Raw genomic sequence first — 17,602 nt, 5'->3', positions numbered from 1 at the left:
GTGAACCTACGGCGGCCCACACCCGTGCACGACAGCCGTGGCCACACAGTCAAAGCCCTGAGCGCACACCAGATGACGCAAGCAACTCTCCCGCAGGGGGTCAGGCCCGCGGATGTGCCTGGTCATGCACCGCGCGCAACCGGGCGACCGCGACGTGGGTGTAGAGCTGCGTGGTGGCCAGGCTGGAATGGCCGAGCAACTCCTGGACCACCCGCAGGTCCGCGCCACCTTCGAGCAGATGGGTGGCCGCGCTGTGTCGCAACCCGTGCGGGCCCATGTCGGGGGCACCGTCCACCGCCGCGACGGTCTGGTGCACCACCGTGCGCGCCTGGCGCACGTCAAGCCGGCGCCCGCGCGCCCCCAGCAGGAGGGCAGGCCCGGATTCGGCGGTGGCCAGCGCCGGACGCCCGTCGGACAGCCAGGACCGCAGCGCTTCGGCCGCGGGTAGCCCGAAAGGCGCGGTGCGCTGCTTGTTGCCCTTGCCGAGCACCCGCACCAGCCGGTGGGTGGTGTCGACGTCATCGAGGTCCAGGCCGCACAGCTCGCTGACCCGGATCCCGGTGGCGTAGAGCAGTTCGACGATCAGACGGTCCCGCAGGGCCAGTGGATCACCCTGTTCGGCACCGGATTTCGCGGCCGTCATGGCCGCCAGCGCCTGGTCCTGGCGTAGCACCGAGGGCAGAGTTCGGTGGGCTTTGGGCACCTGCAGGCGGGCGGCGGGGTCGGTGGCGAGCAAGCCCTGGCGGACCGCCCAGGCGGTGAAGGCCTTGACCGAGGAGGTGCGCCGGGCCAGCGTCGTGCGAGCCGCGCCGGCACCGGCGGCGCCGGCCAGCCACGACCGCAGCAGCGGCAGGCTGAGCTGTTGCAGCTGCGCTCCGCGTGCGGCCAGAAAATCGAACAGCGACCGCAGATCGCCCAGGTAGGCGCGGCGGGTGTGCGCGGAGCGGCCGCACTGCAGCTTCAGGTATTCGTCGAATTCCTCGAGGACCGCCTGCACCCCTTCACGCTGACAGACGCGGCCCGGTTGGTCAGATGACGCGCCGCAGCGTATCCGGGGTGAGATCTTTGAGCGTCGGATAGCCGTCGACAGCCATGGTCAGGTCCGCTTCGGCGAGCAGCATGCGCAGCACGTGGACGACGCCGTCGACCCCGCCCAGGGCCATTCCGTAGGCGTAGGGGCGGCCCACGCCCACCGCGGTGGCCCCCATCGCCAGCGCCTTGACGACGTCGGCGCCGCTGCGGATGCCCGAGTCGAAGAGCACGGGTCGCCCGCCGGCGGCCTCGACGACACCGGGCAGGCAGTCCAGCGCCGGCAACCCGCCGTTGGCCTGCCGGCCGCCGTGGGTCGAGCAGTAGATGCCGTCCACGCCGCCGTCGATGGCGCGCCGCGCGTCGTCGGGATGGCAGATGCCCTTGACGATCAATGGCAGATCGGTCAGCGACCGCAGCCAGCTCAAGTCGTCCCAGGTCAGCGGATTGCCGAACAGCGATGCCCAGCGCAGCACGGTGCCCTGCGGGTCTTCTTCGGGCGGCCGTTGCAGCCCGGCGCGGAAGACCGGGTCGCTGGTGTAGTTGCTCAGGCACAGCCCGCGGAGTTGCGGGAAGTTCGCCGTGGTCAGGTCACGCGGTCGCCAGCCGGGAATCCAGGTGTCCAGGGTGACGATGATGGCCTTATAGCCGGCGGCTTCGGCGCGCTGCACCAGGCTTGCTGCCAGGTCGCGGTCCTTGGGTGTGTAGAGCTGGAAGAAGCCGGGGGTGTCGCCGAACAGCGCGGCGACGTCTTCCATCGGATCGGCGGTCAGGGTGGAGACGACCATGGGGACGCCAGTGCGGGCCGCCGCGCGAGCGGTTGCGAGGTCGCCGTGGCCGTCCTGGGCGCACAAGCCGATCACCCCGATGGGCGCCATGAACAGCGGGGAAGGCAAAGTCAGGCCGAACATCTGCACCGACAGGTCGCGTTCGGCGGCGCCGACGAACATGCGCGGCACCAGGCCCCACCGGTCGAACGCTTCGCGGTTGGCGCGCTGCGTGCGCTCGTCGCCGGCTCCGCCGGCCACGTAGGACCAGACCGAGGGCGGCATCGCCATTTCCGCCCTGGCCTCCAGCTCGGCGAACGCCATCGGAAGCGACGGTGCTGTCCCGGCAAGACCCTGGAAATAGATTTCGAGCTGATAGTCGCCGAATGCCATGACTTAGAGAATGCCAGCCGCGGCAGCCGCGAGAGTCACTGCTCCGACGACTCTGCCTCGGCCAGTTCCTTCTTCCACTGCCGGAACGTCTCTTCGGTGCGCCCGCGCCGCCAGTAGCCGGAAATCGACGCGGCCCACTGAGCCTCGACCCCGCGCTCTTTGCGGATGTAGGGCCGCAGGTTGTGCATGACGGCCTGCGCCTCGCCGTGGATGAAGACCTGCACCTGGCCGGGCAGCCAGTGCGCCGTGGTGACCGCTTCGATCAGCGGCGCGTGGTCACCGGCGCGATCCTCGGGCACCAGATCCGCGCGCCCGCCCCGGTACACCCAGTTGATCGCCACGCCCTCGGGTGCGGTCAGCGGAATCTCGTCGTCGGGACCGGCGACCTCGATGAAAGCCATGCCGACCGCCGTGTCGGGCAAGGCTTCCAGGGCGGCGCCGATGGCCGGCAGCGCTGCCTCGTCGCCGGCGAACAAGTGCCAGTCGGCGGCGGGGTCGGGGGCGTAGGCGCCGCTGGGACCCATCAGGTAGATCGGCTGGCCCGGCTGCGCGCTGGCGGCCCACTGACCCGCAACCCCGTGCTCGCCGTGCACGGCGATATCCACGGTGATCTGCCCGGCGTCCTCGTCGACGCGGCGAACGGTGATGGTGCGCACCGGCGGGCGCTTCTCCGGCGGCAGCTCGGCGAAGCTGTCCAGCGTCAACGGTTGCGGTAGCGCGGCCACGTCGATGCCCTCGGCGACGAACACCAACTTGACGTAGGAATCGGTGAACTTGCTCGGCACGAACGCGTCGAAGTCGTGACTGCCGAGCACCAACCGCACCATGTGCGGCGTCAGCTGCTCGGTGCTGACCACGTCGAAAGCCTGCACAGGCCGGCCTGCCACTTATCCTCCTGTCCGCGATCTGACCCCCCGTCGACTATACGAGCCGAGCCTGGCCGCGCCGTTTACGAACAATCCGCCAGCACCCGTCGCGACATTCGGCCAGACCGGTCAGTTCCAGCAAAGCGAGCGGCCCCAGCACGTGTGCCGGGGCCAGGCCGGCGCTGACGGCGATCTGATCGACGGTGGCCGTGCCGCGACCGGGTAGCGCTTCGTAGACCTGCCGCTCGGTCTCCCCCAGGCCGTCCAGGGGCGTCGTGGGCCGCGGTTCCTCCGGCGCCAGTTCGCCGACGCGGCCGACCAACTCGACGATGTCCTCGCAGCGGGTGACCAGGTGCGCGCCGTTGCGCAGCAGCACATGACAGCCCGCCGACGCCGACGACGTCACCGGCCCGGGCACGGCGGCGACCACCCGGCCCAGCGATCGCGCCCAGGCCGCGGTGTTGGCGGCTCCGCTGCGCAGGCCGGCCTCCACGACGACCGCCGCACCGGACAGCGCGGCCACCAGACGATTGCGGGTCAGGAAACGGAACCGGGCCGGGCGGACACCCGGCGGGTATTCGGTGCACACCAGGCCGTGCTGGCCGATTCGGTGCAGCAGCGCGGAATGACCGGCCGGGTAGGGAATATCGAGCCCCCCGGCCAGGACGGCGACGGTGACGCCGTCGACGGCCAGCGCGGCGCGGTGTGCCGCCCCGTCGATGCCGTAGGCGCCACCGGAGACGACCGCGACGTCATGCTGTGCCAGACCGCCGGCCAGTTCGGCGGTCACATGTTCGCCGTATGCGGTGGCGGCGCGGGTACCGACGAGCGCGGCCGCGCGCTGGGCCACCTCGTCGAGGCGCGCGGGCCCTGCGGCCCACAACACCATCGGCTTCGTGTTCTTGGGCCGGGCCCCGTCGAACGCGGCGAACGCGAGCACCGGCCACTCGTCGTCATCGGGGGTCACCAGTCGGCCACCACGCCGCCGAATCACGTCGAGATCCGTTGCGGCCTGGTCGATGTCGCGTCGGGCCGCGGTGAGCCGCAACAGTTCGTCGTCGACCTGGCCGCGCCGGACCCGTTCGGCCGCCTCCTGTGGCCCGACGCGATGCACCAGGGCGGCCAGCTCCGCGCAGGGCGGTTCGGCCACCCGCGACAGGTATGCCCAGGCGCGCATGGTGGAGGCGTCGTTCATCGCCGCGCCCCCGCCTGTCGAAAGCTCAGTGCCGTGGCGACTTCGGACAGCCCGGGCGAGGTACGGCCGGCCAGGTCGCTCAGGCTCCACGCGACCCGCAAGGTGCGGTCCACGCCCCGGATGCTGAGCACTCCGTCGTCCACCGCCTTGCGCAGCGGCTGCATCGCGGCGCTGCTGGGGCGGAACGCGTGCCGCAGCAGCGGCCCGCTGACTTCGGCATTGGTGCAGAACCCGTGCGGGCGCCACCTTTCGGCGGCAGCTTCCCTTGCGGCCGTCACCCGCTTACGCACCTGCTCGGTGGATTCCCCGGCCGCGGCCGTGAAGGCCCCCGCCCGCACCGGGTTCATCTGCACCCGCAGGTCGACCCGGTCCAGCAGCGGCCCCGAGAGCTTGCCCAGATAGCGGCGCTTGACCGCGCCCGCGCAGATGCAGTCCTGCGGGTCCGCGGGCGCGCAGGGGCACGGATTGGCGGCCAGAATCAGCTGGAATCGCGCCGGGTAGCACGCGACTCCGTCGCGGCGAGCAAGCCGAATCTCGCCGTCTTCCAACGGTGTTCGCAGTGCCTCCAAAACGTTGACGCTGATTTCCGCGCACTCGTCGAGGAACAAGACGCCGCGGTGTGCGCGGCTGACCGCACCCGGACGGGCCATTCCGGAACCCCCGCCGACGAGTGCCGCGACGGTGGAGCTGTGATGCGGTGCCACAAACGGCGGCCTCGTCAACAGCGGTGTGTCGGCCGACAACAACCCCGCGACCGAGTGAATGGCGGTCACTTCCAGCGACTCGCTGTCCGACAACGGCGGCAACAGTCCCGGAAGGCGCTGCGCCAGCATCGTTTTGCCCACGCCGGGCGGACCGGTCAACATCAGGTGATGGGCGCCTGCGGCGGCCACCTCGACGGCGAACCGGGCCTGCGACTGCCCCACCACGTCGGCGAGATCCACCGGCGGCTCGTCGACGGGGTCCGATGGGGTCATTCGCCGCTGCAGGTCGGCCGACCCGCACAGCCAGCCCTGCAACTGCCGCAGCGTACGCACACCCCATACCTCGATGCCGTCGATCAGGCTGGCCTCAGCCAGGTTGTCGGCCGGGACGACCACCGCCGGCCAGCCATCGCGTTTGGCGGCCAGAACCGCGGGCAATACCCCGCGCACCGCGCGGACCCGGCCGTCCAGCGCCAACTCCCCCAGCAACACCGTCTTCTCCAGCCGGTCCCACGGCTTTTTCCGTTGTGCGGACAGCACAGCCGCCGCCAGCGCGATGTCGTAGACCGAGCCCATCTTCGGCAGCGTGGCCGGTGACAGGGCCAGCGTCAGTCGTGCCTGTGGCCAGTCGTTGCCGCAGTTGGTGACGGCGGCCCTCACCCGGTCGCGCGACTCTTGCAACGCCGCATCGGGCAGGCCCACGAGGTGCACGCCCGGCAGCCCCGAGGCGATGTCGGCTTCGATCTCCACGATTTCGCCGTCCAGGCCCCGCACCGCGACGGAGAACGCGTGTCCGAGTGCCATCAGCCGATGCCTTGCAGGTGGGTGAGCTCCGGGACCGGGCGCCGGCCGGTCCGCACTCCGATCACGTCGATGCGGATCACCGCCCAACGCTCATCCTGGCCGGCCAGCCACAGCCCGGCCAGGCGACGCAACCTGCGCACCTTCGCCCCGTTCACCGCCTGGGCCAAACCGCCGTAACCGTCACCGCTGCGGGTCTTGACCTCGACGAAAACCACTGTGCGGCCGGCCTTGTCACAGGCGATCACGTCGAGTTCGCCGTATCGGCAGCGCCAGTTGCGGCCGAGGATCGCCAGCCCAAGGCCGGTCAGATGGTCCACGGCCAACTGTTCACCCCATGCTCCGAGCTGGGCTCGCGTCATAGCTTCGTGGGTCGTCATGCCCACAAGGTGCACCGGGGCGGCGACATCGACGGCGTGCAGGGCGACCCCAACACCGAACGACCGGGCCGTTATCCCCAATTGCCGTTCTATCCACAGATTTGCCGTCCGAGGTCACCCGCCGACGATCAGTCGGCGATCCTGACGTACTTGTCCTGACGAATACGTCTCGGCCCTCGGGTCATCCATGGAAGCGGTGACCCCGGCCGCCCCGGCGGGTCGTGGCCGCGCCGGATGCGCCGTCCAGGAAAAGTCAGGTCTTCTTGCTGGGAATCACGATCACGACGATCAGCGTGAAGATGCTGAAGAATAGGCCGAGGATCCCCCAGAAGAGGGCGCTGCGCCCCTTCATGGACGCGACCACGGCACAGATGACGGCGGCGATGACGCTGCCGATCGCGACGAAGATGCCCTTGATGCCGCGCAGGATGAAGCCCGCTGCTTCGGGGTTGCTCTGTGCGGCGGTAACCAGTTCGTGCAGCATGGCCGTCTCCTCACCTCGTGTGAATAGCACCGGCTACCCTCAGCCGGCGCTACCTAACCCGGTCGGCCCTGCTGTAGACGTTCATCGAATCCTCCCGCAGGAACGCGACCAGGGTGATGCCGGACTCCTCGGCCAGCGAAACGGCCAGCGACGACGGCGCGGACACGGCGGCCAGCACCGGAACGCCGGCCATCAGCGCCTTCTGAGTCAACTCGAACGACGCGCGCCCGCTGACCAGCAACACCGCCCCAGACAACGGCACCCGTCCGCGCTCCAGGGCCCGGCCGATGACCTTGTCGACCGCGTTGTGCCGGCCGATGTCCTCCCGCACGGCGAGCATGGTGCCGTCCGCCTCGAACAGGGCCGCGGCGTGCAGCCCGCCCGTGGCGGCGAATACTTTCTGGGCATCCCGAAGCCGGTCCGGCATGGCCCGCAACGCCGCAGCGGCCACGGTGACCGGGTCGTCTCCGGGCGCATGCCGGCTGATCACCCGGACGGCGTCCAGCGAAGCTTTGCCGCAGACTCCGCACGACGAGGTGGTGTAGAAGTTGCGCGTGACGTCGAGATCCGGTACCTCGACGCCCGGCGCCAGCGTCACGTCCAGCACGTTGTAGCTGTTGGCGCCGTCATCGCCGCGGCCGTCGCAGTAGCGGATCGCCTGCACGTCTTCGCGTCGCGCGATGATCCCCTCGGTGAGCAGAAACCCCTGCGCCAGTTCGAAATCCGAGCCGGGTGTACGCATGGTGACGGTGATCGGGGCGCCATTGAGCCGGATCTCCAGCGGCTCTTCGACGGCCAGCGTCTCCTGCCGGGCACTCACCTGTTCGCCGGCCAGGTGCGTGACCCGCCGGCGCGCGGTTACGTGCCCCACTGAGTCTTCCCGGCCGACACCGCCCTCTGGGCTGTCACGGCCTCAACGTACCTTGAGACGTACCTCGACTGGGTCACACCGCCGACGCCAACGACTCCAGCGCCTCCGCCGACGTGTGGGTCGGGTGCCAACCAAGGTCGCGCTGGGCGCGGGTGGTGTCCATGACGACCGATGCCCGCGCCACGTGCAGCCACTCCAACAGTGACGGGACGAACGGGAGACGGGAAATCGCCGCCGAGGCTGCGGTGGCCGCGGCCGCCGGTACCCGGACCGGTCGGCCACCCAAGGCCCGGGCGACGTCGCTGATCGTCACCACACCGTCGCCGGCAATGTTGTAGGCCCCCGGCGGGGCGGGGGCCACCGCCGCCAGCGCTATCGCCGCGGCAACGTCGTCGTGGTGGACCAGTTGCAGCGGCACTCCCGGGTCCGGGACCACCGGCTTGAGCTTCTGCAGCACCTTCGACAAGCCTCGCAACGGGGCGGGCAACTGGTTCCACGGCATCGCGTCGGCCAGCGCAGGCGCCTCGGGGCCTGTGACGATGCAGGGCCGCAGCACGAAGACCTCCAGCGGCGAGTCCGCGGTGACTTCGGCGAGCACGGCCTCACACGCCGACTTCTGCGCCGAGTAGTAGTGCTCGGCGCAACCGCGCGTCGGAACATCTTCGGTCAGCGGTACCGGGTTGTCCTTGTAATAGCCGTAGGCGGCCACCGAGGAGGTGTAAACGAGGCGACGCGGCTTGCCCGAAGCCTTCTGCGCGGCGACCGCCGCCTCGAAAACGTTGCGGGTGCCCTGCAGGTTGACCCGTTCGCTTTCCTCGCGGGAGCCCATGATGATGAACGCAAGGTGCACCACGACGTCGGCCTCGGCGACCAGGGCGTCTACCGCCTCGCGGTCCAGGATGTCGCCTTGCATATAAGTCGTTTTCGTCCAGCCCCGCGACCGTGGATCGAACGGCCGGCGCGCCATCCCGATAACTTTGCCTACCCCTGGCTCGCGCTCCAAGGCCGTAACGGCTGAGATGCCGATCTCTCCGGTCGGACCGGTCACGGCGACAGTGAGTCCCATTTGAACGCGGCTTCCCGCCGCCGGCAGGTGCCAAACGCAGAAAGTCGTAGCTCACAGATGTGTGCGAACCGCGGGAGATGGTTATTCATAGCGCGTTCACATCGGGCGGCACGGCGAAAGAGGCACCATGCAGCTGATAGCACCGGCGGATTCCATGTTCCTGGTGGGCGAATCCCGCGAGCACCCGATGCATGTCGGCGCTCTGCAACTCTTCAAACCACCAGAGGGCGCCGACGAGGACTTCGTGACCGAAGCCTACGAGTCGATGCTCAATTGCACAGACGTCCAGCCCACCTTCCGCAAACACCCCGCGTTTTTCGGGCCGGTCACCAACCTCGCGTGGGCGCACGAGCGCGAGGTCGAGCTCGACTACCACTTCCGGCGCTCGGCTTTGCCGCGCCCGGGCCGGGTGCGCGAGCTGCTCGAGCTGGCCTCCCGACTGCACGGCAGCCTGCTCGACCGCCACCGGCCGCTGTGGGAAGCGCATCTGGTGGAGGGTCTCAACGACGGGCGCTACGCGGTTTACACGAAGTTCCATCATTCGCTGATGGACGGGGTGTCCGCGCTGCGGTTAATGCAACGGGCATTCACCAGCAATCCCGACGACGACGAGGTGCGGGTGCCCTGGGAACTCAAACCGCGTCAGCGCCCTGCCAGCGGCCACAAGTCGTCGCCGCTGGACACCCTGACCGATACGGTGCGTTCGACCGCCGCCCTGGCGCCGTCGACGTTGTCCCTCGCGCGAGCCGCGTTGCTGGAGCAGCAACTGACCTTCCCCTTCCGGGCACCCAAGTCCATGTTCAACGTCCGCATCGGCGGCGCACGGCGCATTGCCGCCCAGTCGTGGCCACTGGAACGGATCTTCGCGGTAAAAAATGCGGCGAACGCCTCGTTCAACGACGTCGTGCTGGCCATGTCCGCCGGGGCACTGCGTACGTATCTGATCGAACAGAACGCGCTGCCCGACGCGCCGCTGATCGCGATGGTGCCGGTGAGCCTGCGTAAGGAAGGCGAAACCGAAAGCGGCGGAAACTCGGTGGGCACCGTGCTGTGCAATCTGAACACGAACGTCGAAGACGCCGCCAAGCGCCTCCAGGGCATCAGTTCGTCGATGAGTGAGCAGAAAGAGGTGTTCAACCAGCTGCCCAAGGTGCAGCAACTGGCATTGTCTGCGTTCCTGACGGGCGGACTGTTCCTCGGACTCATCCCAGGGTTCATCCGCACCGCGCCGCCGCCGTTCAACATCGTCATCTCCAACGTGCCCGGATCCAAGGAGCCGCTGTACTGGCGGGGGGCGCAGATGGTGGGCAATTACCCGCTGTCGATTACCTTGGACGGTCAGGCGATGAACATCACGGTGACCAACAACGCCGAGAACCTCGACTTCGGACTCGTCGGCGCCAGAGGCAGCGTCCCGCACCTGCAACGCATGCTCAGTCACTTGGAGACGTCTCTGAAAGATCTCGAACGCGCCGTCGGCGTGTGAGGTCGCGCGCGGCCCAGCTACTCTACGGCCATAGCAGCGCCGAAGGGAGGAAGCGACGTGGCCGACGAAGCCAACGCCGCCAGTGCAGCACCCGGTGCACTCACGGCCGACCCGGCAACGGTTTTCGCCGCCCTTGCCGAGATCATCTACCAGGGTTCGGACGCGACGCAGATGTATGCCGCGATCTGTGTGGCGGCCACCCTGGTGGTCCCCGGGTGCGACCACGCCAGCCTGCTGGTCAAGCGCGACGACCGCTATGTCACGGTGGGCGCCAGCTCGCGGCTCGCCCACCGCATCGACGACCTCGAGCGCCGCTCCGGTGACGGCCCGTGCATCGACGCGATCGAGGAAGAGACGCCGCAGGTCGAACCGGACCTGACCAAGCCGAACCAGTGGCCGCACTTCGCCGCCCGGCTCGTCGAGGAGACGCCGGTCCGCGGCGCCATGGGGTTTCGGCTGTTGATCGACAAGCGCAAAGCCGCCGCGCTCAACCTGTTCAGCGAAACGCCCAACAAGTTCGACACCGAGGCCGCCGGCCGGGCCGCGGTGCTGGCGTCGTTCGCCAGCGTGGCCATCAACGCCATCGCACACGGCGAGGACGCCACCAGCCTGCGCCGCGGACTGCTGAGCAACCGCGAGATCGGCAAGGCGGTCGGCATGCTGATGATGCTGCACGACATGAACGAGGACGACGCCTTCGACCTGCTGCGCCGCCACTCGCAGAGCCTGAACATCAAGCTCGCAGACGTGGCCCGCAGGGTCATCGAGTCGCGGGGCAACCTGCCGGACTACTCCGACGACGGGGCCTAGCGCGCCGGCTACTCCGGCAACCGCAGTTCGGGCTTCTCGACCTCTTCGATGTTGACGTCTTTGAACGTCACCACCCGCACCTGTTTGACGAAGCGGGCCGGCCGGTACATGTCCCACACCCAGGCGTCGGCCAACCGCAGCTCGAAATACACTTCGCCGTCGGCGTTGCGCGGCACCATCTCGACGCTGTTGGCGAGGTAGAAGCGGCGCTCGGTTTCCACGACGTAGCTGAACTGACCGACGATGTCTTTGTATTCGCGGTACAGCGAGAGCTCCATCTCGGTTTCGTACTTCTCGAGATCCTCTGCACTCATCTGTTCAGACGTCCTTCTCCCGGAGCTGCTGCCCCATCTTCTCTCAACGGAAATCGCCGCTATCGGCGGGAGGGCCCGACGGGCCCGGCGGGCAATCAGCCACGAACTCGGTTGTGCCCCCGGTCGCGACCCGGCGCACGTTGATGAATGAATAGCGGTGCTGCGCGCACGGTCCCAGCCGGGCCAGCGCGCGGCTGTGCGCCGGCGTGCTGTAGCCCTTGTGGTCGGCGAAGCCGTAACCGGGGTGTTCGGCCTCCATCGCGACCATCAGCCTGTCCCGGCTGACTTTTGCCAGCACGCTGGCTGCGGCGATACACGCCGCTGCCGCGTCGCCGCCGATCACCGGAAGCGACGGCACCGACAGGCCGGGGACGCGGAAGCCGTCGCTCAGGACGTATCCGGGCCGCACCGACAGGCCGGCCACCGCGCGCCGCATGCCTTCGATGTTGGCCACATGCACTCCGCGGCGGTCCACCTCGGCCGACGGGATGAATACCACGTGGTAGGCCAACGCGTAGCGACGGATGATCGGAAACAGCTTCTCCCGGGCCTTTTCCGTCAGCTTCTTCGAATCGTCAAGAGCGGCAAGACTTTCCAGCCGTCCCGGGCCCAGCACGCAAGCCGCCACCACTAGCGGGCCGGCGCAGGCGCCGCGCCCCACTTCGTCGACCCCGGCGACCGGGCCCAGGCCATTGCGGTACAGGGCGGATTCCAGCGTGCGCAGACCCGCGGACTTGCGGATCACCGTCCGCGGGGGCCAGGTGGTGGCCATGGTCACTGACCCTGCTGGGGGTCAATCGAACCCACACCACCCCATCGCTTGGGCGGCCACACGATGAACCGGGCCTTGCCGATCACGTTGGCGACCGGCACGGTGCCCGCCGTCGGGTCGCCGGTGCACAGCATCGGGCAGTGGGCGCGGGAGTCTGCCGAGTGGGTCCGGTTGTCGCCCATCACCCACAGCCGCCCCTGGGGCACGGTGACCGGCCCGAACTCGCTGCCCAGGCACGGGTAGACCGACGGGTCGGCCATCATCGTGGACGGGTCCAGGTACGGCTCCTTGAGCGGCTTGCCGTTGACCGTCAGGCCGGTGTCCGCGCGGCAGGCCACCGTCTGCCCGCCGACCGCGATCACCCGCTTGACCAGGTCGTTCTCGTCGGGCGGCACAAAGCCGATGAACGACAGCGCGTTCTGGACCCAGCGCACCAGAGTGTTGGACGAGCGGATCGACTTGTAGCCGACGTTCCAGGACGGCGGTCCCTTGAAGACGATGACGTCGCCGGGCTTGGGCGAACTGAACCGGTAGGTCAGCTTGTCGACCATGATGCGGTCGCCGACACAGGTGGAGCAGCCGTGCAGTGTGGGCTCCATCGACTCCGACGGAATCAGATACGGACGGGCGACGAACGTCAGCATCACGTAGTAGAGAACGATCGCGACGACCGCGAGAGTGGTCAGTTCCCGCAGAGTCGAGCGCTTTTCGGGCTTCTTCTTCCTGCGCTTCGCCTTGGGATCCGGGTCGGGTTCGCCCGACGTGTCGGCCTCCGGCGCGGCCGCCTCCGGTTGTCCGGCCTCTGGCCGGCGCTCCGAGGGTGAGTCCTCCGGCGGAGAATCCTCAGTGTCAGTCACGGGATCAGCGTAGCCAGCACGGGGCGTACGGCTGTGGACGCCGGGTCGCGTCCGCGGTCAGCGCTTTTCCTTGATCTTGGCCTTCTTGCCGCGGAGCTCACGCAGGTAGTAGAGCTTGGCGCGACGAACGTCGCCACGAGTCACCACCTCGATATGGTCGATGTTCGGCGAGTGGACCGGGAAGGTCCGCTCGACGCCGACACCGTAGCTCTCCTTGCGCACCGTGAACGTCTCGCGAATTCCGCCACCCTGGCGACGGATCACCACGCCCTTGAAGACCTGGATGCGCTCTTTGGCGCCCTCGATCACCTTGACGTGCACGTTGATGGTGTCGCCCGGGTTGAAGGCGGGGATGTCGTCGCGCAGCGACGCCTGGTCGACGAAGTCCAGCCTGTTCATTGGAAAGACACTTCCTCGGGGTCGCGGCTTCGCTGACCGCACGCACGCAGGCGTGCGACGGTCACCAAGCCGATGGTTAGGGCTTCTTGGGTGTATCCCTCAGCAGGCGGTAGACACCCGGCCCGCCGACAACCGCTGAAAGACAACTGGCCAATTGTGCCAGACGGGGCGCATGCAGTGAAAATCACAGGAAACTGTGGTGGTTCACGCCCGTCGTAAACCGCCTGCAAGTGGTACATATAGCTGGGGTCGAACCGCGCGGATCCAAACCCCTTGACGACCGTCCCCCGGACGCCCCGGATGCCTCGAGACGCCTACTTTTGCCGAAGGAGTGCAATGCGAACCCGGCCGCTGACGTTGCTTTCCGCCGTTGCGGCGGCGGCGTTGGTGGTGGTCGCCGGTTGCGAGGCGACGGTGCACGCAAAGGCGTTCAGCTATTCGACCGACCAGACCGCGGCGCCGCAGCAGCCGCAGCCCCAGCAGCAGCTGGTGGAACTGCTGCTGCGGTCCATCACGCCGACCGGCCAGCCGATGGCGCTGCCGACGCTGGCGGTGGGCGGGCTCACGGGGGTGCAGGCGCGCATCCAGCAGGCCACCGACCAGGCCGCGGCGAGCGGGGCGACCCTCGCGGTGGCCATCCTCGATCGCGCCACCCACCAACTGGTGTCCAACGGCAACAGTCAGATCATCGCCACGGCGTCAGTGGCCAAGCTGTTCATCGCCGACGATCTGCTACTGCGCGAATCCCAGGGCCGTGTCGTGTTGTCCCCCGACGATCGCCAGTCGCTCGACGTGATGCTGCAATCTTCCGACGACGGCGCGGCCGAACGTTTCTGGGGCCAGGACGGCGGCGATTCCATCATCACCCAGGTGGCCAGCCGGTACGGCCTGACCTCGACCACACCGCCCAGCGACGGACGGTGGTGGAACACCATCAGTTCGGCGCCCGACCTGATCCGCTACTACGAGATGCTGCTGGACGGCTCAGGCGGCCTGCCGATGGACCGCTCCCGGCTGATCGTCAACGATCTGGCCAAGTCGACACCGACCGGAGTCGACGGCTACCCCCAGCGGTTTGGCATCCCCGACGGGCTCTACGCCGAACCCGTTGCGGTCAAACAAGGCTGGATGTGTTGCATCGGGGCCGACTGGATGCATCTGTCGACCGGGGTGATCGGCAAGGACCGCCGCTACATCATGGTGATCGAGTCGTTGCAGCCCTCCGACGACGCGACTGCGCGCGCGACGATCACCCAAGCGGTCAAGACGATCTTCCCCAACGGCCGGATTTAGCCGTCGCGGGCGTGCAGGGCAGCGCCCGCTCATCGAGCCGCTAGTTATCGAGCCTGAAAATTTGAAGGCCGCTACTCGGACTTTCGCTGAAAATCTTCAGGCTCGGCAAGTAGCTCTGGCCGGCGCTCCCGGGTGCGCTGCAGTGACACCTCGCGGCGCCAGGCGGCAATCCGGGCATGGTCGCCCGACAACAGGATTTCCGGGACGTCCAGGCCGCGCCAGGTTGGCGGGCGCGTGTAGCTGGGTCCCTCGAGCAGCCGGTCCAGGGCCGGCGAATGTGAATCATGTTGGGCCGAAGCAGGATTGCCCAGCACACCGGCCATCAGCCGCAGCACGGCCTCGATCATCACCAGCGCCGCCGACTCGCCGCCCGGCAGCACATAGTCGCCGATCGACACCTCTTCCACGCGCATCCGCCGCGCGGAGTCCTCGACGACTCGCTGATCGATGCCCTCGTAACGGCCGCAGGCGAACACCAGGTGGCGCTCGGCGCTCCACCGCTGTGCGGTGGCCTGGGTGAACAGCACGCCCGCCGGGCTGGGCACCACCAAAAGCGTCTCGTCCGAGCAGATTTCATCCAGCGCTTCGCCCCACACCGGCGCCTTCATCACCATGCCCGGTCCCCCGCCGTACGGTGAATCGTCCACCGAATGGTGCACATCGTGCGTCCATCGGCGCAGATCGTGCACCTGCAGGTCGACCAGACCCGACGCAATGGCCTTGCCGGGCAACGATTCCCGCAACGGATCCAGGTAGGACGGGAAGATCGTGACGACGTCGATCTTCATCCCAGATCCAACAGACCGTCCGGCGGCTCGATCTCCAGGGTGCCGTCGTCCAGCGATACCGAGGTGACGATCGCGCTTACGAAGGGCACCAGCACCTCACCGGCTTCGCTTTTGACGGACAGCAATTCGCCGCCGGTGGTGTGCAAGACCTCGGCGACGACGCCGACGTCCTGACCCGAGCTGGTGCGGACGCGAAGTCCTTCCAGTTGGTGGTCGTAGTAGGTGTCCGGCTCCTCGATCGGTGGGAGGTCGTCGGAGTCGATGACGAACAAGCTGCCCCGCAGCGCGTCGGCGCCGTCCCGGTCGTCGACACCGGACAGGCGCACCAGCAGCCGCGCGCCGTGCGGGCGCGCGCTTTCGACGACGTAGCTGCGGGCCGGACCGGGGTCGCGGGGTTTCTTGGCCCGCAAGGTGGCACCCGGTGCGAACCGGACGTCGGGATCGTCGGTGCGAACGTCGACGACGAGTTCGCCGGTGATGCCGTGCGCCTTCGCTATGCGCCCGACTATCAGCTCCATACGAGCGCTGCTACTGGTCGGTGTCCACCACGTCGACGCGGATCCCGCGGCCGCCGATACCGGCGACCAGCGTGCGCAGCGCGGTGGCGGTGCGGCCACCCCGACCGATCACCTTGCCGAGGTCGTCGGGATGCACGTGGACCTCGACTGTGCGCCCACGGCGACTGGTCACCAGGTCCACCCGGACGTCGTCAGGGTTGTCGACGATGCCACGGACCAGGTGTTCGACGGCGTCGACCACGACGGTGCTCATGGCGCCGATCAGCTCTCGGTCTCAGCGGCGGCCTCGGCCGGTGCCTCGGCAGTAGCCTCGGCGGCCGTTTCGTCGCCCTTGGCGGCCTTCTTCGGCGCAGCCTTCTTCTTTGGCTTGGTGGCCTCGGTGGTAGGCCCGCCGTCGGCGGCGGCCAGCGCGGCGTTGAACAGCTCGAGCTTGCTGGGCTTGGCGGGCTTGACCTTCAGCCGGCCCTCGGCGCCGGGCAGACCCTTGAACTTCTGCCAGTCACCGGTGATCTTCAGCAGCTTCAGGACGGGCTCGGTGGGCTGGGCACCCACACCCAGCCAGTACTGCGCGCGCTCGGAGTCGATCTCGATCAGGCTCGGATCTTCCTTGGGGTGGTAGCGGCCGATGACCTCGATGGAGCGACCGTCGCGACGGGTGCGCGCGTCGGCGACAGCGATGCGGTACTGGGGATTGCGGATCTTGCCAAGCCGGGTGAGCTTGATCTTCACAGCCATGGTTAAGCGATTCTCCTGTTGGTGTCACGCTGCAATTCAGCGACCGGGGCGGGATGCCCGGGTCCGGTTTCGCCTCGCGTGTGTGACCACCCGGCGATCGTGATCGCGGAGCGGACAGCCGCCCATTGTGCCAGAACGGGGACCTCCCGCGGAAATTGCGGCGGCGCGGGCTACGCCCAGGTTGCCGTCGTGGTCGTCTTCGGGACACCGAGGCACAACCCTGACGGCAATCTCGGCGACGGCGGCGAACAACCGCCCGCCTACATCACCTTCTGGAACGTCTTGGTCTCGACGCGACGCGTCATCCGCCAGCCTTCTGGCGTGCGCACGAACTCGTCGTCGTACCAAAGCCCGCAGAACAGAATCTGCTCCTTGTCGCCACCCAGCACCATCGGGTTGAAGCAGATCACCCGTGACGACGCCCGGTCGCCGTCGATGCGGACCGAGAAGTTGCCCAACATGTGCGAGTACACCGGGAAGTTCGGCAGGACCTCCGATAGCCACTGCTTGACCTCGGGATACTCGCCGGCGATCCCTCCTAAAGCCGTGTAATCGATATACGCGTCGGGAGTGAAGACGTTGTCCAGGTCGTCGAAGCGACGTTGGTCGATCGCGGTGGAGTAGTCCACCAACAGTTGCTGGATCTCCAAGCGGTCGGAAATCTCTTCCAGGCTCAACATGTCTCGATTGAACACCGCCGAGCCGCAGGCGCCGGTGTCGGATCGGTGCGGACGGCAATGTGGCCAACTATCTCGTCGCGACACCCGCGGCTAGGACGTGTCACGGGTTAAGTCCACCGGTGCCACCGGAGCCTCCGGACCCGCCCTGGGCACCGTATCGGCTGTAGTCGCTGTTGTATCCCGGGCTGCCGCTTGCGCCAGCGGTACCGGAAACCAAAGTGCCATCCTGTGCGGTCCCCGCACCGCCGTCACCGCCGTTCCCGCCGTTCCCGCCGTTCCCGCCGTAGCCGCCGTCACCATCGCTGCCTGGGGCGGTCCCACCGGAACCACCGTTACCACCGGCGCCACCGTTACCGCCGCCCCCGCTGGTACCTAGCCCGCCGACGCCACCTCC

22 protein-coding genes and 1 pseudogene are annotated in these 17,602 nt (G+C 68.2%); 4 read left to right on the top strand and 19 right to left on the bottom strand.

Annotation, left to right across the window (positions count from 1 at the left end; all coding sequences use genetic code 11):
• Positions 1-100: 100 nt before the first annotated feature.
• The 6 genes from AWC08_RS15390 to AWC08_RS15365 are packed head-to-tail and all read right to left on the bottom strand — an operon-like array spanning position 101 to position 6,135.
• Positions 101-997, bottom strand: coding sequence for a tyrosine recombinase XerC (locus AWC08_RS15390; protein ID WP_069434646.1), 897 nt, complete (start codon positions 995-997; stop codon positions 101-103).
• Positions 998-1,028: 31 nt separating this feature from the next.
• Entirely contained in the window at positions 1,029-2,189 is a 1,161-nt protein-coding gene (locus tag AWC08_RS15385) for a lactate 2-monooxygenase (RefSeq protein WP_069434645.1), read from the bottom strand.
• Positions 2,190-2,224: 35 nt separating this feature from the next.
• Positions 2,225-3,076 carry a siderophore-interacting protein gene (locus AWC08_RS15380; RefSeq protein WP_065133041.1) on the bottom strand — a complete coding sequence of 284 codons (852 nt, stop codon included), beginning with the start codon at positions 3,074-3,076 and terminating at the stop codon, positions 2,225-2,227.
• A gap of 34 nt (positions 3,077-3,110) precedes the next feature.
• Positions 3,111-4,250, bottom strand: coding sequence for a DNA-processing protein DprA (gene dprA / locus AWC08_RS15375; RefSeq protein ID WP_069434644.1), 1,140 nt, complete (start codon positions 4,248-4,250; stop codon positions 3,111-3,113).
• Positions 4,247-5,758 (bottom strand): YifB family Mg chelatase-like AAA ATPase, encoded by a 1,512-nt coding sequence (locus AWC08_RS15370; RefSeq protein ID WP_069434643.1) that lies wholly within the window; start codon positions 5,756-5,758, stop codon positions 4,247-4,249. Before AWC08_RS15370 ends, dprA begins: the two co-directional genes overlap by 4 nt.
• Positions 5,758-6,135 carry a YraN family protein gene (locus tag AWC08_RS15365; protein ID WP_069434642.1) on the bottom strand — a complete coding sequence of 126 codons (378 nt, stop codon included), beginning with the start codon at positions 6,133-6,135 and terminating at the stop codon, positions 5,758-5,760. The genes AWC08_RS15370 and AWC08_RS15365 overlap by 1 nt, the downstream gene beginning before the upstream one ends.
• Between AWC08_RS15365 and AWC08_RS36530 the strand changes: the two genes are divergently transcribed.
• Positions 6,124-6,294: a hypothetical protein gene (locus AWC08_RS36530; RefSeq protein WP_156781148.1), complete on the top strand. Its 171-nt coding sequence runs from the start codon at positions 6,124-6,126 to the stop codon at positions 6,292-6,294. The genes AWC08_RS15365 and AWC08_RS36530 overlap by 12 nt on opposite strands.
• Before the next feature lie 94 nt (positions 6,295-6,388).
• Here the strand turns inward: AWC08_RS36530 and AWC08_RS15360 are convergent, their stop codons facing one another.
• The 3 genes from AWC08_RS15360 to AWC08_RS15350 form a co-directional block, all read right to left on the bottom strand.
• On the bottom strand, positions 6,389-6,619 hold the full coding sequence (locus AWC08_RS15360) for a deoxyribodipyrimidine photolyase (RefSeq protein ID WP_065133037.1): 231 nt from the start codon (positions 6,617-6,619) through the stop codon (positions 6,389-6,391).
• 49 nt (positions 6,620-6,668) lie between these two features.
• Positions 6,669-7,490 (bottom strand): formate dehydrogenase accessory sulfurtransferase FdhD, encoded by an 822-nt coding sequence (gene fdhD / locus AWC08_RS15355; RefSeq protein ID WP_065133036.1) that lies wholly within the window; start codon positions 7,488-7,490, stop codon positions 6,669-6,671.
• A gap of 73 nt (positions 7,491-7,563) precedes the next feature.
• The gene (locus AWC08_RS15350; protein WP_065133035.1) at positions 7,564-8,556 is read right to left on the bottom strand and encodes an NAD-dependent epimerase/dehydratase family protein; all 993 of its coding nucleotides are present in this window, start codon (positions 8,554-8,556) and stop codon (positions 7,564-7,566) included.
• A gap of 127 nt (positions 8,557-8,683) precedes the next feature.
• Between AWC08_RS15350 and AWC08_RS15345 the strand changes: the two genes are divergently transcribed.
• Together AWC08_RS15345 and AWC08_RS15340 are read left to right on the top strand one after the other, a co-directional pair.
• Entirely contained in the window at positions 8,684-10,042 is a 1,359-nt protein-coding gene (locus AWC08_RS15345) for a WS/DGAT/MGAT family O-acyltransferase (RefSeq protein ID WP_065133034.1), read from the top strand.
• Positions 10,043-10,099: 57 nt separating this feature from the next.
• The gene (locus AWC08_RS15340; protein ID WP_065133033.1) at positions 10,100-10,852 is read left to right on the top strand and encodes a GAF and ANTAR domain-containing protein; all 753 of its coding nucleotides are present in this window, start codon (positions 10,100-10,102) and stop codon (positions 10,850-10,852) included.
• A gap of 8 nt (positions 10,853-10,860) precedes the next feature.
• Here AWC08_RS15340 and AWC08_RS15335 read toward each other — a convergent pair whose 3' ends face one another.
• The 4 genes from AWC08_RS15335 to rplS are packed head-to-tail and all read right to left on the bottom strand — an operon-like array spanning position 10,861 to position 13,194.
• Positions 10,861-11,166 (bottom strand): DUF2469 domain-containing protein, encoded by a 306-nt coding sequence (locus AWC08_RS15335; RefSeq protein WP_012393608.1) that lies wholly within the window; start codon positions 11,164-11,166, stop codon positions 10,861-10,863.
• A gap of 43 nt (positions 11,167-11,209) precedes the next feature.
• Positions 11,210-11,938: a ribonuclease HII gene (locus tag AWC08_RS15330; protein ID WP_069434641.1), complete on the bottom strand. Its 729-nt coding sequence runs from the start codon at positions 11,936-11,938 to the stop codon at positions 11,210-11,212.
• Positions 11,939-11,940: 2 nt separating this feature from the next.
• The gene (gene lepB, locus AWC08_RS15325; RefSeq protein WP_065133031.1) at positions 11,941-12,795 is read right to left on the bottom strand and encodes a signal peptidase I; all 855 of its coding nucleotides are present in this window, start codon (positions 12,793-12,795) and stop codon (positions 11,941-11,943) included.
• Between the two features lie 57 nt (positions 12,796-12,852).
• Positions 12,853-13,194: a 50S ribosomal protein L19 gene (rplS, locus tag AWC08_RS15320; RefSeq protein ID WP_044510756.1), complete on the bottom strand. Its 342-nt coding sequence runs from the start codon at positions 13,192-13,194 to the stop codon at positions 12,853-12,855.
• Positions 13,195-13,530: 336 nt separating this feature from the next.
• On the opposite strand from rplS, the gene AWC08_RS15315 reads away from it, so the two are divergent.
• Positions 13,531-14,487, top strand: coding sequence for a serine hydrolase (locus tag AWC08_RS15315; RefSeq protein ID WP_069434640.1), 957 nt, complete (start codon positions 13,531-13,533; stop codon positions 14,485-14,487).
• Positions 14,488-14,558: 71 nt separating this feature from the next.
• Here AWC08_RS15315 and trmD read toward each other — a convergent pair whose 3' ends face one another.
• The 6 genes and pseudogenes from trmD to AWC08_RS37485 all read right to left on the bottom strand — a co-directional run.
• Entirely contained in the window at positions 14,559-15,275 is a 717-nt protein-coding gene (gene trmD, locus AWC08_RS15310) for a tRNA (guanosine(37)-N1)-methyltransferase TrmD (RefSeq protein WP_065133030.1), read from the bottom strand.
• Positions 15,272-15,793 (bottom strand): ribosome maturation factor RimM, encoded by a 522-nt coding sequence (gene rimM, locus AWC08_RS15305; protein ID WP_069434639.1) that lies wholly within the window; start codon positions 15,791-15,793, stop codon positions 15,272-15,274. Before rimM ends, trmD begins: the two co-directional genes overlap by 4 nt.
• Positions 15,794-15,803: 10 nt before the next feature.
• Positions 15,804-16,046: an RNA-binding protein gene (locus AWC08_RS15300; RefSeq protein ID WP_036354608.1), complete on the bottom strand. Its 243-nt coding sequence runs from the start codon at positions 16,044-16,046 to the stop codon at positions 15,804-15,806.
• Positions 16,047-16,054: 8 nt separating this feature from the next.
• A complete protein-coding gene (gene rpsP, locus AWC08_RS15295) occupies positions 16,055-16,528 on the bottom strand; it encodes a 30S ribosomal protein S16 (protein ID WP_065133028.1) in 474 nt (157 codons plus the stop codon).
• A 260-nt stretch (positions 16,529-16,788) separates the two neighbouring features.
• Positions 16,789-17,208: a nuclear transport factor 2 family protein gene (locus AWC08_RS15290; protein ID WP_065133027.1), complete on the bottom strand. Its 420-nt coding sequence runs from the start codon at positions 17,206-17,208 to the stop codon at positions 16,789-16,791.
• Positions 17,209-17,308: 100 nt separating this feature from the next.
• A pseudogene (locus AWC08_RS37485) lies at positions 17,309-17,602 on the bottom strand (PE family protein); the annotation flags it as partial.

It is taken from the genome of Mycobacterium gordonae, from assembly GCF_002101675.1.
GTDB classification, from domain to species: Bacteria; Actinomycetota; Actinomycetes; order Mycobacteriales; family Mycobacteriaceae; genus Mycobacterium; species Mycobacterium gordonae.
This window is presented reverse-complemented; position numbering and strand designations above follow the sequence as displayed.

Excerpts from the sequence above, each read along its gene's own strand:
- AWC08_RS15290 (WP_065133027.1), bottom strand. The coding sequence starts at position 17,208 with ATGTTGAGCCTGGAAGAGATTTCCGACCGCTTGGAGATCCAGCAACTG.
- dprA (WP_069434644.1), bottom strand. The coding sequence starts at position 4,250 with ATGAACGACGCCTCCACCATGCGCGCCTGGGCATACCTGTCGCGGGTG.
- AWC08_RS15370 (WP_069434643.1), bottom strand. The coding sequence starts at position 5,758 with ATGGCACTCGGACACGCGTTCTCCGTCGCGGTGCGGGGCCTGGACGGC.
- AWC08_RS15300 (WP_036354608.1), bottom strand. The coding sequence starts at position 16,046 with ATGAGCACCGTCGTGGTCGACGCCGTCGAACACCTGGTCCGTGGCATC.
- rimM (WP_069434639.1), bottom strand. The coding sequence starts at position 15,793 with ATGGAGCTGATAGTCGGGCGCATAGCGAAGGCGCACGGCATCACCGGC.
- rplS (WP_044510756.1), bottom strand. The coding sequence starts at position 13,194 with ATGAACAGGCTGGACTTCGTCGACCAGGCGTCGCTGCGCGACGACATC.
- AWC08_RS15385 (WP_069434645.1), bottom strand. The coding sequence starts at position 2,189 with ATGGCATTCGGCGACTATCAGCTCGAAATCTATTTCCAGGGTCTTGCC.
- rpsP (WP_065133028.1), bottom strand. The coding sequence starts at position 16,528 with ATGGCTGTGAAGATCAAGCTCACCCGGCTTGGCAAGATCCGCAATCCC.
- AWC08_RS15350 (WP_065133035.1), bottom strand. The coding sequence starts at position 8,556 with ATGGGACTCACTGTCGCCGTGACCGGTCCGACCGGAGAGATCGGCATC.
- AWC08_RS15360 (WP_065133037.1), bottom strand. The coding sequence starts at position 6,619 with ATGCTGCACGAACTGGTTACCGCCGCACAGAGCAACCCCGAAGCAGCG.
- AWC08_RS15345 (WP_065133034.1), top strand. The coding sequence starts at position 8,684 with ATGCAGCTGATAGCACCGGCGGATTCCATGTTCCTGGTGGGCGAATCC.
- AWC08_RS15335 (WP_012393608.1), bottom strand. The coding sequence starts at position 11,166 with ATGAGTGCAGAGGATCTCGAGAAGTACGAAACCGAGATGGAGCTCTCG.
- AWC08_RS15315 (WP_069434640.1), top strand. The coding sequence starts at position 13,531 with ATGCGAACCCGGCCGCTGACGTTGCTTTCCGCCGTTGCGGCGGCGGCG.
- AWC08_RS15330 (WP_069434641.1), bottom strand. The coding sequence starts at position 11,938 with ATGGCCACCACCTGGCCCCCGCGGACGGTGATCCGCAAGTCCGCGGGT.
- trmD (WP_065133030.1), bottom strand. The coding sequence starts at position 15,275 with ATGAAGATCGACGTCGTCACGATCTTCCCGTCCTACCTGGATCCGTTG.
- AWC08_RS15365 (WP_069434642.1), bottom strand. The coding sequence starts at position 6,135 with ATGACGACCCACGAAGCTATGACGCGAGCCCAGCTCGGAGCATGGGGT.